Genomic DNA, 15,441 nt, shown 5'->3' with positions numbered 1-15,441 from the left:
TTTGTTGCAACGTCGCCATCTCACCGCTGTTATCGGCGGGCTACTGTTAAGCTGCGCCGCCCATGCGGGCAAGCTCGCCATTGTTATTGATGATTTTGGCTACCGCCCTTCCGAAGAGAACAAAGTGTTGCAAATGCCTGCCGCGATCTCTGTCGCGGTATTGCCTAATGCCCCTGCTGCGCGCCAGATGGCGACCAGAGCGCATCAGGCCGGGCATGAAGTGCTGATCCATTTGCCGATGGCGCCGCTCAGCAAGCAGCCGCTGGAGAAGGATACCCTGACGCCAGAGATGAGCAGCGAGGAGATTGCGCGCATCCTGCGCAGCGCGGTCAACAATGTGCCTTATGCCGTGGGACTCAATAACCATATGGGCAGCAAAATGACGTCCAGCCTGCCCGGCATGCAGAAAGTGATGCAGGCGCTTAATCAGTATAATTTCTATTTTCTCGACAGCATGACCATTGGCAACAGCCAGTCGGTGCCCGCCGCGCAGGGCACGCGCGTGAAGGTGCTAAAACGTCGCGTATTTCTGGACGACAGTCAGGACATCAACGCCGTGCGTCAGCAGTTCGCGCGCGCCGTGAAGCTGGCGCAGCGCGATGGCTATGCTATCGCCATCGGTCACCCGCATCCGAATACGGTGCGTGTGCTACAGCAGATGCTGCCAACGCTGCCCGCAGATATTACGCTGGTGAGTCCAGGTCAGCTGCTGAATGAGGCGCTGCACGGCGGCGCGGCGCCGGTAAAACCGCAGCCGCGTCCATCCAGACCAGGCTTTACGCCGCCAGGCGTGTGTAAGGTGCAGTCGCAGCCGGTTCCGGCGACGAAGGCGCTTGGGGTGGTGTGGGAGAGCGTGACTTCCGGCGTGTTTGCCGACACCGTCAGAGATCTGTTTTAGAACGGACCTGAAATCTCGCATAGCTTGTTATCCGTTGCGCATCCCTTATGATAGATGCGCAACGTTTCTCTCTTACTGTTTTTGTGAAAACGAACGTATTTCATCCCGATGAAGACAAAAAAGAAGATATTTTTTATCAACGCCGTTATCGCGCTCTACTCGCTGTTTAACGGACACAGAAACAAAGCCGCGCTGAGCCGCGATCTTGAGTTTACGCGTATCGCCATTTATTCCACGACGGCGCTCGGCGATCTGCTATTTAATACGCCGGCGATTAAAGCGATAAAAAAACGCTACCCACAGGCAAAAATCTTATTTGTGACCAGTCAAAAGAACAGCGCGCTGGTGAAGGGAAGCCCGTGGTTCGATCAGGTTGAGGTCTGGGATAATAAAATTAAAAACATGCACAGACTGCTAAAAAAGCTCTGGGCGTTTAAACCTGAAATTACCTTTATCCTGCATGCGAACATCTATTATGACGTTCTGTGCGCAAAGCTTTCCGGCTCAACCTATATTGTTCGCGATAATTATGTGCAGGAAACCACTGCCTTTAATCGCTGGCTGGATTACTACTCGCTGCCGCAAGATACCCATATTATTCAGCGAAAGTTAAATACGCTGGCGTATGTAGGCTGCGACACGACGGACATCAGCATGGCTTTCCCGATAGACATTGCCATGCCGCCAAAACCCAGCGACAGACGCCGTATCGGCTTTCAGATGGGCGCGTCCAAACCCGATCGCTGTTGGCCCGTAGAGCATTTCGCGCAGCTGGCGACGTTAATTCTGGCCGACGATCCTCAGGCAGAGATTGTCTTAACCGGCGCGCGTCAGGATGCGGGGCTGGAACAGGATTTTATCCGGCGTTTGCCGGAAGCGCTGCATAGCCGCGTAACCTCGCTTATCGGTAAAACCAGCCTGACGGAACTAATCCAGCAGCTCGGCACCTTTAGCCTGCTGGTTACAGGCGACACCGGCCCGTTACATCTCGCCATTACGGCGCAAACGCCGACGCTTAGCCTGTACGTCGGCGCTAACCCGCGTCACACCGGCCCTTATCAGGATCCGCATCTGCACAAAACCCTGCGCATTGAGCCGCAGGTCGGGGACGATAAAAAAGTGCCGCTGCGTAAGATTAGCGCTGAATCTGTTTTCGCGCAGATCCAGCCGCTGTTGCATCCCTGACGCTTTGCCGCTGCTGGCTGACGCGACGACCAGCCATCGCGATGCCCAGCGGCAACCAGAACAGCATCCAGGATTCGCTGGGCGAGCCAATAACGAACATGCCCTGGGTAATAAAAAACATTAGCGAAAAGAGATACAGCATCGCCTCCAGCGTCATCGCTTCGTGGAAGCGCCGCCAGGCGCAGCGCAGTCCCGCGACGATAATGCCCGCCAGCAATACCAGACCCACAATGCCGCCCTTAAGCAGCGTACCTAAATAGACGCTGTGCGTGGTTGTCACCACCGCGCCCAGGCTGTTGGTAAAGGAGAGCGTTTTATCAAAACCCCAGCCAAACCAGATTTTTTGTTCCGCAACCTCTACAGCATAATGCCAGATGCCAAAGCGCACATAGCTCTGCTGATAGGCGTCGATTAACCGCTGAGAGTATTCGCCGCCATAGCCCGTGCAGTAGAAAAACAGGCCGATAACCACGACGCAGGCGGCGATAGAGAGAATATGCCGCAGATGAATATGCTTATATTGAGCAAACAGCAGAAAAGAAGAGACGATTAGCGCCAGCAGCGGGCCGCGACTTTGCGTCAGCAACAGGCCAATAAACAGCAGCGAAGCGGGCAGATACGCCCAGTGTTTACCGCTTTCGCGCGCGATGATCATGGCGCTGATAAGGCCGATGGCAAAATAACCGCCCAGATCGATGACGTTGCTGGGCGCGCTAAAGAAGCCATGCTCAAGCCGCCCGGTCAGCAAGGTGCTTTTATCGACAAAAATAAACGTCAATATAAGTAAGGTAAAAGTGGAAGCAAATATCAGCGAGTGGCAGGTTAACACACCATAATTTTTAATCAGGTGGTTAATCATCAGTAAAAAAAACAGAATATAGATGCCATGCTTCAGCGCAGAGGAGAGCTTCCCCTCGCCATCGCTCCATAAGGTACTCAGGCTAAAATAGAGCAGGAACAGGCTGACCGCGAGCAGCGGCAGCTTTAGATCCTGTATAAATACCTTAAACCGCTGCCGGTCAGCTAAAAAAACGATCGCCATCAGAATTAATGACAGATAAAAAAAGTTGCTTACTTTTCCCTGAGAGGGAAACATGGGCATCAGGAATAGAAAGACCATAAAGGAAAAGGAGGCGATTTTTACCATCAGCATACGTCTGGACTCAGAGATCATTCAGCGATACCTTTTTAAAAATATGACTTTCCAGCGCGCTGTCCGGCGACAAGTTATAAACCACAATATTTTCCTCTTTCATTATTCGACTGGCATGTGAAAATGACGGTTTAATCAGTGACAAGAAACAGGTTTCCAGCAGACTCGGCATGACGTCCGCCGCATTTTCATAAAAACGCGGCGAAGAAAAGTTGTTCATATCTACCCCGGCGATCAGGATAGTCGGCGCGCCTAAATAATGCGCGATTTGTAGTGCCCAGTAGGCGACGGTGCCCGCATCGACCACGCCCTGGCGAATATCCCGGCAATAACCGATTTCGCTGTTTTCAGCATCGACTACGAGTCCGGAAAGCTGCTGGCTTTTCCTGGCGTAGTCAGCGGGCTTCACCAGCGGCTGAAAAACCTTGTGTCTTATATCTTCGACAATAGCGAGACGACATTTCACGGCGTCGCTGCCCAGCGCGCAGAAAATATCATGCAGACACTGAACGGTAATAAACAGCAACAGATCGCGGTCCTGTACGATCTGCCGCACGATTTCCTGCCGGTCCGCGACGAAATCACGATCCACAATCACGTAGTAGTCGAATTTAATGCGATCGCGCAGATGGTAAGCGCCGTTAACGCCAAGCGAGGTAAACTGCGACAGCTTTTGCTTATCCAGCGTTTTCACCGAGGGTCCGGTAGCCACAATAGCCAGAGGCTCGCGATGGGTGCCGCGTAGCGCTGACAGATCTTCGATAGCGATCGGCTTACCTTTCCAGACCAGCGAACGGATATGCCCTTCCGGCGCGCGGGTTATCCTGACGTGCGGCCAAAGGTTTTCGCTGTGTCGGTAGCTGCGTGGATGGGTGTAACGGTAAATCTGCTTCCAGAGCGAGCCCATTCAGAGTAATTCCCTGAGCTTAACCAGAACATCTTCAGCGCTGATTGAATCCATACTGCCGCTGCTCGCTTTTATCGCCTGCTGATTCTGGCCATAACCGCCAATCAGTCCCGGATCGGTTGGCCCATACAGGGTGATATTTGGCCGATCCAGCGCCGCCGTCAGATGGCTCAAACCGGTATCCACCGAGACGATCGCTCTGGCGCCCGCCAGCTCGCGAGCCACCGCTTCCAGCGTCAGCTTTGGCAGCACCTCGACAGAGTCAAACCCTTCCGCCAGCCGCTGCGCGCGCTGGTGTTCATGTTCCGCGCCCCAGGGCAGCTTGATACGCAGCCCCGAGGGCTGGAGCAGGCCGATCAGCTCGCGCCAGTGACTTTCCGGCCAGTGCTTGTTGTCGCGCGTGGTGGCATGCAGAAACACCAAATAAGGACGCGTATCCTGCGACACAGCCTGTAGAAAGTGCGCGGCGATAGCGTAGTCGCCCTGGGTTTGCGGTTTTTCATAGCCGAGACTCTTTGCGAACAGCTCACGCGTGCGCTCTACCGCATGCTGCTTTTTATCGATCTCATGGCGTTGATCGTACCACCAGCTGGCAAATGGCTCACGGGCGCTGCGGCTATCCTGGCCGTGCTTTACCCCTCTTGCCAGTCGGGTCACCAGCGCGGCGCTTTTGATCAACCCCTGCGCGTCAATGACCACATCATACTGGCGCGACTGGAGATCGCGTTTGAAGCGCACGCGCTCTTCGCGCTGCTGACTGCCGAACCAGTGTTTGCGCCAGCGGCGGATCGCGACAGGCAAGACCTTATCCACCGCCGGATGCCAGCCAGGGATCTGGGCAAAATTCTCTTCCACTACCCAGTCAAAGCGGATGCCGGGGATCGCCTGCATGGCGTCTGTTAAAGCGGGAAGCGTGTGAAGCACATCGCCCATTGAGGACGTTTTGACGATCAGGACGTGCATGACGTCTCCTGCGGATGCGCCAGCAGTTCGCTCAGCGCCTGGTGAACGCGCTGCGGCTGGATGTCGATCAGGCTCTGGTGATAGCCCTGCTCGGCATCGCCTTTACGGACCTTATGATAGCCGGTAATCAGCCGAATAATGCGCACCTGTTTTGACAGCGGCGGCGTAAAGTCGGGACTGCTCGGCCCGTACAGCGCCACCAGCGGACGATTCAGCGCGGCGGCGATATGCATCAGACCGGAATCATTGCTGACCACGGCATCGCAGCGCGCAATCAGGATCACGGCCTGCTCAAGCTGGGTTTCGCCGGCCAGATTGCGGCAATATGGGCGCGCCTCAGCGGGGAGCGCCGCGATAATCTCGTCGCCACAGGCTCGATCCTTCGCCGAGCCGAACAGCACCACCTGTTTGCCTTCCGCGATCAGCTGCTGCGCCAGCGCGGCATAGTGGTAATGGGGCCAGCGTTTCGCCGGACCAAATTCCGCGCCGGGACAAAAACCGATCAGCGGCCGTTCCGCCGCCAGCTGAAACTGAGCGGCGGTCTCGATCATCTCCTGCTCTTCAACCTGAAGCTGCGGCCAGAGCAGCGGCTGAGGCAGCTGTTGCGCCGACGCGACCGGCGCGTCGTACGCCAGCGCGATATAACGCTCCACCATCAACGGAAACGCGGCTTTATCCAGCACCCGCACGTCGTTAAGCAAGCCGTAGCGCATTTCGCCACGCCAGCCGACGCGACGCTTAATGCCGGCGAAGAAAGGCACCAGCGCAGATTTGAACGAATTTGGCAGGACATAGGCGCGATCGTAGCCGCTGGCGCGCAAGGCGCGACCGATGCGGCGGCGCTCGCCGAGCGCCAGCGCGCCGTGCCCCAGCGGCATCGCCAGCGCCAGGTTAACTTCCGGCATGCGCGACAGCAGCGGACGACACCACGCGGGCGCCATCACGTCGATTACCGCATCGGGATGCTGCGCCTTGAGGGTGCGATAGAGACTTTGCGACATCATCATATCGCCGACCCACGACGGGCCAATGACCAGAATTTTCATCGCTGGTACGCGTTCCTTATGCGCTGCGGTTCAGCCAGGCCATATATTCAGCCACGCCCTGCGCCACGGTTTTAAAGGGTTTGTCATAACCCGCCGCGCGCAGGTTGGTAAGATCGGCCTGGGTATAAGCCTGGTAGCGACCTTTTAGTTTGTCCGGGAAGGGGATGTATTCGATCTGCCCTTTCTGATGGAATTTCAGTACCGCATCGGCCACTTCCTGGAAAGATTCCGCCCGGCCGGTGCCGCAATTATAGATGCCGGAAATGTTATTTTCCCAACACCACAGATTCACCGCGACCACGTCATCGACATGGATGAAGTCGCGCTTAAAGCCGTCGCTGCCCTCAAACAGTTTCGGGTTTTCACCCGCAGCGATTTGCGTGTTGAGATGGAACGCGACGCTTGCCATGCTGCCTTTATGTCCTTCACGCGGGCCATACACGTTGAAGTAGCGGAAACCGCATACCGGCGACTCCGCTTCCGGCAGGATCTGACGCACATAGTGGTCGAACAGCATCTTAGAGTAGCCATAAACGTTCAGCGGCTGCTCATATTCGCGTTTCTCGATAAAGTTGTCGTTGCGGCCGCCGTAGGTCGCCGCAGAAGAGGCGTAGAGAAAGGGGATCTCACGTTCCAGGCAGTAGTGCAGCAGATCTTTGGAGTACTGATAGTTGTTATCCATCATGTACTTGCCATCCCACTCAGTGGTGGCGGAACAGGCGCCTTCATGGAATACCGCCTCAATTGGGCCAAAATCCTCGCCCGCTGCGATATAGGTGAGAAACTCCTCTTTATCCATGTAGTCGCTGATGTTGAGATCGGCCAGATTGACGAACTTCGTGCCGTCTTTCAGGTTGTCCACGACCAGAATATCGCTAATGCCGCGATCGTTAAGCGCCTTGACGATATTACTACCAATCATTCCTGCGCCGCCGGTGACGATAATCATGTGCTGTACCTTAAAAGTTGTGGGGGTGAAACGGATGGTTTCACGCGCTAATGTCTCACATCATAACATTACATCACGGTCCAGGCAGCCAGATGACTCCGACACGGCGCAACGTCCCCTCTTCTGACGTGAACTATGCTGCAAAATTAACATTCTCCTGGTCGATTTATCGTTAGCGCGCTTGCTGTTCAGTAAGATGTGCCAAATTTCCGCGACCTGAGGAGAACAATGATGCCAGCCCAATTTTATCAGCAGATCCGCCAGCAGCTGGATACGGCGCATCAGAAAGGCCTGTTCAAGGAAGAGCGTATCATTACCTCCGCTCAGCGCGCCGACATTGACGTCGGTCAGGGCGAACACCTTATTAATTTCTGCGCTAACAACTACTTAGGTCTGGCTAACCATCCGGCTTTGATTCAGGCCGCCAAAGAGGGTATGGATTCGCACGGCTTCGGTATGGCCTCGGTGCGCTTTATCTGCGGCACGCAGGATACGCATAAGCAGCTGGAGAAAAAGCTGGCGGCCTTTCTCGGTATGGAAGACGCCATCCTCTACTCCTCATGTTTTGACGCTAACGGCGGCCTGTTTGAAACGCTGCTGGAGGCGGAAGACGCCGTTATTTCCGACGCGCTGAACCACGCCTCGATTATTGACGGCGTGCGGTTGTGCAAGGCTCAGCGCTATCGCTATGCCAACAACGATATGCAGGCGCTGCGCGCCTGTCTGGTGGAGGCGCGGGAAAAAGGCGCGCGCCATCTTCTTATCGCCACCGATGGCGTCTTTTCCATGGACGGCGTGATCGCTAATCTGCGCGCCATCTGCGATCTCGCCGATGAATTTGACGCGCTGGTAATGGTGGACGACTCACATGCGGTAGGTTTTGTCGGCAACTCCGGACGCGGCACCCACGAATATTGCGAGGTGATGGGCCGTGTCGACATTATCACCGGTACGCTGGGCAAAGCGCTGGGCGGCGCATCCGGCGGTTACACCGCCGCGCGCGCGGAGGTCATTGAGTGGTTACGCCAGCGCTCCCGTCCCTATCTCTTTTCCAATTCGCTGGCGCCCGCCATCGTTGCCGCCTCTCTTCGCGTGCTCGATCTGCTGAGCGAAGGCGATGGACTGCGCCAGCGCCTGTGGGATAACGCACGCTTTTTCCGCGAGAAGATGACGGCAGCCGGATTTACCCTGGCCGGCGCCGATCACGCCATCATTCCCGTGATGCTGGGCGAAGCCAGCGTGGCGCAGGAATTTGCGCGTCGGCTTCAGCAAGAAGGCATTTACGTTACCGGCTTTTTCTACCCCGTCGTACCGCGCGGTCAGGCGCGCATCCGCACGCAGATTTCGGCGGCGCATACCCTACAGCAGCTGGAACGCGCGGTCGCCGCCTTTACCCGCATCGGCCAACAGCTTGGCGTCATTACCTGAGGAGTCCCGAATGAAAGCCTTAGCCAAACTTCACGCCAGGGAAGGCATCTGGATGGTGACCGACGCGCCGATCCCGGAGCCAGGCCACAATGATTTACTGATTAAAATCCGCAAAACCGCTATCTGCGGCACCGATATCCATATCTACAACTGGGATGACTGGTCGCGCAAGACGATTCCGGTGCCGATGATTACCGGACATGAATACGTAGGCGAAGTGGTGGCGATCGGTCAGGAGGTGCGCGGCTTTACTATCGGCGATCGCGTCTCTGGCGAGGGGCATATCACCTGCGGCCACTGCCGTAACTGCCGCGCCGGACGCACTCATTTATGCCGCAACGCCCTTGGCGTCGGCGTTAATCGCCAGGGCTGCTTTGCCGAATATCTGGTGATCCCGGCGTTTAACGCCTTCCGCATTCCCGATAATATTTCCGACGAGCTTGCCGCCATTTTTGATCCCTTCGGCAACGCGGTGCACACCGCGCTGTCGTTCGACCTGGTGGGCGAAGATGTGCTGATTTCCGGCGCAGGCCCGATCGGCATTATGGCCGCCGCGGTCTGTAAGCACGCCGGCGCGCGCAACGTCGTCATCACCGACATCAACGATTATCGCCTTGAACTGGCGCGTTCGATGGGTGTGACCCGTGCGGTAAACGTGTCGCAGCAAGATCTGCGCGGCGTCATGAACGAGCTGGGCATGACAGAGGGTTTCGATGTGGGGCTGGAGATGTCCGGCGCGCCGCCGGCGTTCCGCACGCTGCTGGAGGTGATGAATCACGGCGGTCGAATTGCGCTGCTGGGTATTCCGCCGGGCGAAATGGCGATTGACTGGAATCAGGTGATTTTCAAAGGCCTGTTTATCAAAGGCATCTATGGACGCGAAATGTTTGAAACCTGGTACAAGATGGCCGCGCTTATTCAGTCAGGACTCGATCTCACACCGATTATTACGCACCGCTATCATATCGACGATTTTCAGCAGGGCTTCGACCAGATGCGTTCCGGACTTTCAGGGAAAGTGGTGCTGAGCTGGGACGAAAAGCCGGCATAACGACGGCAATAAACGGCTGCGCGGGCTATCAGCGCCACGGCAGAGATGGCTTCGCCTGCCCCTGCCGTCCGCTTCTCAGACTGCGCTGCCGTCTGCAAAATCTGTCGCTGTCAGCGCCAGATACTGCTCGCACACCGCCTGGGTATCAAACGCCGAGAAGTCGATTTGCGTCAGGTCAGGCGGCTGCCGGTAGATCTCCAGCATCGCATTCGCCAGGGAAACGGGATTCAGATCGGCCAGCCCGCGCGCCAGCTCGCCCTGAAGCAGGGAGACCGGGCCGCCTGGACAGCGCGTGCTGACCACTGGCGTGCCGCACAGCATCGACTCGATCAGCACATTGCCAAAGCCTTCACTGTCGGAACTGACTACCAGCAGGCTGGCGCGCGCCATCCAGGCATAGGGATTGTCAGAAAAGCCCTGAAAAATTACGCGCTGCTCAATACCCAGCGCCTGCGCCTGCGCACGCAGCGCTGCGGTTTTTTCCGCGCTTCCCTTACCCAGCAGCACCAGCGGTATAGCCAGACCGGTAAGCGCATAGGCCTGAAGCAGCCGGTCATGGCGTTTGGTTTCATGAAAGCGGCCCACGTGCAGTATATAGTCGCCGGCCGGCGGCGTAAGCGGCGCCTGCGCCAGCGACTTAATGGCCGCAATGTCGAACGGGTTAGCGATTACCGCTTCCCGACGCGGGCTGACGGCAAACGCCTTTTTTAAATCCGCCAGCACATAGGCGGAGACGCCGATAACGTTGCGCTGCTGATAGACTCGCTGGATCTTGCGCGCCTTAAGCCAGCGCGACAAGCCGCTGCGGTGTCCCAGGTAGGAGGCGGAAAAGACGCCGTGCAGACAGAACCAGGTGTTATCCGCCTTCAGCGTGGCGCAGCGTCTGACAATACGATCGGTCTTGTGCAGATGGGAGACGACCAGATCAAACTCGCCGCCGCTGCCTACGGCCGCCAGGACTGCCTTATCCAGCTGACGCGCCCGTCGCTGCAGCTCGGTGAGCTTACGCAAGGGATGACGGCAGCGATCCTCGATAACCTGATAATCCACGCTCGCAGGCAGCGCGTACTCACACACCTTGCGCAGCGAAAAAAGCGAAACGCGGTGTCCGGCCGCCAGCAGCCCCGCTACCAGCGTTATCACCACTTTTTCCGCGCCGCCGCCGGGCAGACCATCGATCACCATCAGGATGCGTTTCGACAAAATATTTCCTTATTGACTGAGAAAAGTCCGCCATCTGGACGCCTTAAGCCCGGCTATAGTACGAAAGCGCTGACCCGCAGTAAATCATGTGACGCCAGCGCAACAGCAACGTAACACTTTGCTTTGCGCCAGCTGTCGGCCAGGCGTACTATTGCGCCTTTGCTGGGCGTTCAGGAAGACACTATGACACAGCCATCATTCCTTATTACTATCGATACTGAAGGCGATAACCTCTGGCGCAATCATCGCGCCATTACGACGCGCAATACGGCTTTTCTGCCGCGCTTTCAGTCGCTGTGTGAACGCTTTGGCCTGAAGCCGACCTGGCTCACTAACTACGAAATGGCGATCGATCCGGCTTACGTTGAATTTGCCCGCGATGTCATTGCGCGCAACCAGGGCGAAGTCGGTATGCATTTGCACGCCTGGAACAGCCCGCCGGAAGCGCCCTTGACCGATGACGACTGGCGCTGGCAACCCTATCTGATTGAGTACCCTGACGACGTGCTGCGCGCTAAAGTCATCTTTATGACGCAGCTGCTGGAAGAGACCTTCCAGACTAAAATGCGCAGCCATCGCGCGGGCCGCTGGGCTTTTGACGAACGCTACGCGGCGGTGCTGACGGAACTGGGTTATCTGGTCGACTGCTCCGTCACCCCGCGCGTTAACTGGCGCTTTAACCGTGGCGCTCCGCAGGGCAACGGCGGCACGGACTACACTCATTTTCCCCGCCACGCCTATTTTATCGATCCCGGCGATATTTCTCGCGCGGGCGATTCGCCGCTGCTGGAAGTGCCGATGAGCATTCAGTATAAATATTCTCCGCTAATGAGCGCCTTCAAGCAGGGCATCTATAAGCTACGCGGCAAACAGCGCAGCCCGGCGGTTTACTGGTTGCGTCCATCCGGCGGCAATGTGGCAAACATGAAGCGCGTTATCGAACAGTCGCTGGCGGAGGGACAGGATTATGTCGAGTTTATGCTGCACTCGTCAGAATTTATGCCGGACGGCAGCCCGACGTTTAAAAATGAGCAGGATATTGAACGTCTCTATGAGGATCTTGAGGTCCTCTTCAGCTGGGTCGGCCCGCGTTTCAAGGGACGCACGCTTACGGAATATCATGCCAGCTTCACGCAGAAAGGCCGGTAAGAGCGCATCGGCCAGCGCCCGACTGGCCCGCGATGAAGAAAAGATTGCCTTTTTTTATTAACCGCATGAAATGCATCTAAAAAAGCGTATCAGTCGCCATAATCAGCCGGACGTTGCACACCTCCTTGTTCTGACTATGGCTGACGATAAAAAATGTCGTCAGACTCTCTAAAGCACTAACGAAAAAAACAGAGCTTATGCATTTATCTTCAACTTCACCGCTGCTCAGCATCATCTCTCCCATGTACAACGCGGGCGAGATGTTTGACGTGTTTATGCGGTCGCTGCTGGCGCAGACGCTGACCTCGCTGGAAATCATTATCGTCGACGACGGCTCCACCGACGGTTCTGGCTCCCGCGCCGACGCCTGGGCGGCGCAATATCCTCATATCCAGGTGATTCATCAGGAAAATGGCGGGGTGTCGCGCGCGCGCAATGCCGGACTGCGTGTCGCTCGCGGTAAATACGTTACCTTTCCTGACGCTGACGACACCATGCAGCCAGACATGTATAAAACGCTGGTCGAGATGGCGGAGCAGGATAATCTGGACGCCGCGCAGTGCAACGCCGAATGGTTTTTTCAACGCGATCAGCGCACCCGGCCCCTGATCCCGCTGGATCGGCTGCGCAGCACCCCGGTGCTGAACGGGGCCGAATGGCTTCATACCGCGCTGAAAACGCGACGCTATCTGCACGTGGTCTGGCTGGGCATCTATCGCCGCTCGCTGATCGAGCAGAAGCAGCTGTGGTTCGAACCGGGGCTGCATCATCAGGATATTCCCTGGACCACGGAATTTATGCTCAACGCGCAGCGCGTCCGCTATACCGAACAGATCTTTTACCGCTACTACCTGCACGATGCCTCCATCAGCAACCGCAAACGCACCGGACAGCGCAACGTCGAGTATCAGCGCCACTACTTAAAAATCGCCCGGATGCTGGAAGAGATAAACGCACGCTATAAACAGAGCGTAAAAATTTATCCGACCTTTCACGCGCAGATTACCCATGAAGCGCTCAGCGTCTGCCACTGCGTGCGCCGCGAACCCGATCCCGCCGCGAAGCAGGCGATTATCCATGACATCTTCGCCAGCAAAACGCATCTGCGTATGCTGCGCAACGCGCGCGGCATCAAACAGTGGTATCAGCTGCTGCTGTGGCTGAGCCGGCTCTGGCGCTGGCGCGACAAATAACCGCCGCCGCAGGTTTCACCCCTGAAGGGTTTGCCCTACAATCGCCTCACTGAAAATTACAGGCATTTGTGTATGGCAAACCCGACTCACGCAGACGTTACCCCACACAATATTTTGCTAATCAAGCTTCGCCATCATGGCGATATGCTGCTGACGACGCCGGTGATTAACGCGCTGCGCCAGCGCTATCCGCAGGCCAACATTGATGTGCTGCTCTACAAAGAGACGCGGCCGATGCTGGAGGCGCATCCGGCTATCCGCCAGCTGCACATTATCGACCGCAAATGGAAGCAGGAAGGCAGCTGGCGCAAATTCCTGCATGAACGCGACCTGATCGCCGCCGTTCGCGCCAGCCGCTACGATATTGTTATCAATCTTGCCGACCAGTGGCGCAGCGCGCTGATTACCCTGTTGAGCGGCGCGCCGCTGCGCATCGGCTTCGCTTTCAATAAGCGCGACAACTTTTTCTGGCGGCTGTGCCACACCAGCCTGGTGCCGACCACGAATCACCAGCAGCTGCATACGGTTGAGCAGAATATGACCGCTCTTACGCCGCTCGGCATCCCGGCGCAGGGCGCGCGCGCCTCTATGCACTTCAGCGCCAGTGACGCGCAGAAAGTCGATGCACTGCTGGCGGAACGGGGCGTTGACGCCGATTTCATCGTGGTTCAGCCCACGTCGCGCTGGAACTTCAAGTGCTGGGAAGAGGAGAAAGTCGCCGCGACTATCGATCGGCTGGCGCAGGCGGGCCGCAAAGTAGTGCTTACCGCCGCGCCCGACAAGCACGAGATGGAGATGATTGCACGTATCGAAGCGCTGTGTACGACGCCGCATCGGGTATCGCTGGCGGGCCAGCTCACGCTGCCGCAGCTGGCCGCGCTGATCGCCCGCGCCCGGCTGTTTATCGGTGTCGACTCTGCGCCGATGCATATGGCCGCCGCGCTTGATACCCCCTGTGTCGCGCTGTTCGGTCCCACCAAGCTTCAGTTCTGGCGCCCCTGGGGCGACCATAACCAGGTGATTTGGGCAGGCGACTACGGTCCGTTGCCCGATCCTGACGCCATTGATACCAATACCCGCCAGCGTTATTTGAGCGCCATTCCGATCGACGATGTGGTCAAGGCCGCAAGGAATTTCTTACATGACTAAATTACGCCTGGCGATTGTCCGGCAAAAATACCGTCCCGACGGCGGCGCGGAGCGTTTTATCTCGCGCGCGCTGGAAGCGCTCGGCAGCGAGCAGCTGGATCTCAATATCATTACGCGCAGCTGGCAGGGCACGCCGAATCCCGACTGGCGTCTGCATATCTGTAATCCGCCTAAACTGGGCCGAATCTCGCGCGAACGCGGCTTCGCCCGCGCGGCGCGCGCCTGCTGGGAAAAAGAGCGCTTCGACATTGTTCAGAGCCATGAGCGCATTGCCGGCTGCGACATTTTTCGCGCCGGTGACGGCGTGCATCGCGTCTGGCTGGAACAGCGCGCGCGCATCGTTTCGCCGTGGCAGCGCCTGAGCGCCGCGATCAGCCCCTACCACCGCTATGTGCTGCGGGCGGAAGCGGAGATGTTCAACGCCTCCTCGCTGAAAGCCGTAATCTGCAATTCCGAGATGGTGAAGCGCGATATTTTGCGCTGTTTTTCGCTCAGCGCGGACAAAATTCACGTTATTCATAACGCCATCGATGCGCAGCGTTTTCAACCCGCCAGCGAGGCGAGCCGCCAGGCGACGCGTCAGCAGCTACAGCTGCCGGACGCGGCCACGGTGCTGATCTATGTCGGCTCCGGCTTTGAGCGTAAAGGCCTGAAAGCGGCGATTGAGGCGCTGGCGCGCAGCGACCGCTACCTGATCGTCGTGGGCCAGGACAAACAGCTGTCACGCTATCAACAGCTGGCGAATCAGCTGAACTGTCTGGATCGCCTGCGGTTTGTCGGCGTCCAGCAGGATGTGCAGCCCTTTTACCACGCCGCCGACGGGCTACTGCTGCCGACGCTTTACGATCCCTTTCCGAATGTCGTTCTGGAGGCGATGGCCTGCGGCCTGCCGGTAATCACCAGCACCGGCTGCGGCGGCGCGGAATTTATCAGCGCGGGTCAGGAAGGCTTCGTTTGCGATGCGTTAGATATCAACGCGCTAAACCAGGCTATTATGGCGATCCCCTCGCTTTCAACGGATTCACGTTTAGGCGAAGCCGCAAGGCGCAGAATCGAACCTTATGGACCGCAGCGGCTGGCGCACTCTCTGACATCGCTTTACCAGCAGGTGCTGGCGCGACGCTGACAAAGTGATGAGCGCGTCTGGGCTTTCTGGTAACATAGATT

Annotated in this window: 14 protein-coding genes; 8 read left to right on the top strand and 6 right to left on the bottom strand. The window is 57.2% G+C overall.

Annotated elements, in window-relative coordinates; translation table 11 throughout:
• Position 1: 1 nt before the first annotated feature.
• Together BBB56_RS11070 and BBB56_RS11065 are read left to right on the top strand one after the other, a co-directional pair.
• Positions 2 to 898, top strand: a complete 897-nt coding sequence (locus BBB56_RS11070; protein WP_123801016.1) for a divergent polysaccharide deacetylase family protein — start codon at positions 2 to 4, stop codon at positions 896 to 898.
• Between the two features lie 108 nt (positions 899 to 1,006).
• A complete protein-coding gene (locus tag BBB56_RS11065) occupies positions 1,007 to 2,083 on the top strand; it encodes a glycosyltransferase family 9 protein (protein ID WP_123801015.1) in 1,077 nt (358 codons plus the stop codon).
• On the opposite strand, the gene BBB56_RS11060 is transcribed toward BBB56_RS11065, so the two are convergent.
• The 5 genes from BBB56_RS11060 to rfaD are packed head-to-tail and all read right to left on the bottom strand — an operon-like array spanning position 2,034 to position 7,101.
• Positions 2,034 to 3,257 (bottom strand): O-antigen ligase family protein, encoded by a 1,224-nt coding sequence (locus BBB56_RS11060; protein ID WP_123801014.1) that lies wholly within the window; start codon positions 3,255 to 3,257, stop codon positions 2,034 to 2,036. The genes BBB56_RS11065 and BBB56_RS11060 overlap by 50 nt on opposite strands.
• Positions 3,247 to 4,143, bottom strand: a complete 897-nt coding sequence (locus BBB56_RS11055) for a WaaZ-like lipopolysaccharide core biosynthesis protein (RefSeq protein ID WP_123801013.1) — start codon at positions 4,141 to 4,143, stop codon at positions 3,247 to 3,249. The genes BBB56_RS11060 and BBB56_RS11055 overlap by 11 nt, the downstream gene beginning before the upstream one ends.
• Positions 4,144 to 5,106: a lipopolysaccharide heptosyltransferase RfaC gene (gene rfaC / locus BBB56_RS11050; RefSeq protein ID WP_123801012.1), complete on the bottom strand. Its 963-nt coding sequence runs from the start codon at positions 5,104 to 5,106 to the stop codon at positions 4,144 to 4,146.
• Positions 5,094 to 6,152, bottom strand: coding sequence for an ADP-heptose--LPS heptosyltransferase RfaF (gene rfaF, locus BBB56_RS11045; protein ID WP_123801011.1), 1,059 nt, complete (start codon positions 6,150 to 6,152; stop codon positions 5,094 to 5,096). Before rfaF ends, rfaC begins: the two co-directional genes overlap by 13 nt.
• Before the next feature lie 16 nt (positions 6,153 to 6,168).
• A complete protein-coding gene (rfaD, locus tag BBB56_RS11040) occupies positions 6,169 to 7,101 on the bottom strand; it encodes an ADP-glyceromanno-heptose 6-epimerase (protein WP_123801010.1) in 933 nt (310 codons plus the stop codon).
• A 231-nt stretch (positions 7,102 to 7,332) separates the two neighbouring features.
• Between rfaD and BBB56_RS11035 the strand changes: the two genes are divergently transcribed.
• Positions 7,333 to 8,529: a glycine C-acetyltransferase gene (locus tag BBB56_RS11035; RefSeq protein WP_123801145.1), complete on the top strand. Its 1,197-nt coding sequence runs from the start codon at positions 7,333 to 7,335 to the stop codon at positions 8,527 to 8,529.
• 10 nt (positions 8,530 to 8,539) lie between these two features.
• Complete coding sequence (gene tdh, locus BBB56_RS11030) at positions 8,540 to 9,580, top strand: L-threonine 3-dehydrogenase (protein WP_123801009.1); 1,041 nt, start codon at positions 8,540 to 8,542, stop codon at positions 9,578 to 9,580.
• A 75-nt stretch (positions 9,581 to 9,655) separates the two neighbouring features.
• Here the strand turns inward: tdh and BBB56_RS11025 are convergent, their stop codons facing one another.
• A complete protein-coding gene (locus tag BBB56_RS11025) occupies positions 9,656 to 10,783 on the bottom strand; it encodes a glycosyltransferase (RefSeq protein WP_233593024.1) in 1,128 nt (375 codons plus the stop codon).
• Between the two features lie 183 nt (positions 10,784 to 10,966).
• On the opposite strand from BBB56_RS11025, the gene BBB56_RS11020 reads away from it, so the two are divergent.
• The 4 genes from BBB56_RS11020 to BBB56_RS11005 all read left to right on the top strand — a co-directional run bounded on the left by BBB56_RS11020 (position 10,967) and on the right by BBB56_RS11005 (position 15,400).
• Positions 10,967 to 11,932, top strand: a complete 966-nt coding sequence (locus BBB56_RS11020; RefSeq protein WP_123801008.1) for a polysaccharide deacetylase family protein — start codon at positions 10,967 to 10,969, stop codon at positions 11,930 to 11,932.
• A gap of 197 nt (positions 11,933 to 12,129) precedes the next feature.
• Complete coding sequence (locus BBB56_RS11015) at positions 12,130 to 13,125, top strand: glycosyltransferase (RefSeq protein ID WP_123801007.1); 996 nt, start codon at positions 12,130 to 12,132, stop codon at positions 13,123 to 13,125.
• Positions 13,126 to 13,197: 72 nt separating this feature from the next.
• Positions 13,198 to 14,274, top strand: a complete 1,077-nt coding sequence (gene rfaQ, locus BBB56_RS11010) for a putative lipopolysaccharide heptosyltransferase III (RefSeq protein WP_123801006.1) — start codon at positions 13,198 to 13,200, stop codon at positions 14,272 to 14,274.
• Entirely contained in the window at positions 14,267 to 15,400 is a 1,134-nt protein-coding gene (locus BBB56_RS11005) for a glycosyltransferase family 4 protein (protein WP_123801005.1), read from the top strand. Before rfaQ ends, BBB56_RS11005 begins: the two co-directional genes overlap by 8 nt.
• The last annotated feature ends 41 nt before the right edge of the window (positions 15,401 to 15,441 follow it).

Origin of the sequence: Candidatus Pantoea deserta (genome assembly GCF_003813865.1) — a bacterium.
Taxonomy (GTDB): domain Bacteria; phylum Pseudomonadota; class Gammaproteobacteria; order Enterobacterales; family Enterobacteriaceae; genus Pantoea; species Pantoea deserta.
The sequence above is the reverse complement of the archived record's forward strand: the minus strand, read 5'-3'. Positions and strand labels throughout refer to the sequence as shown.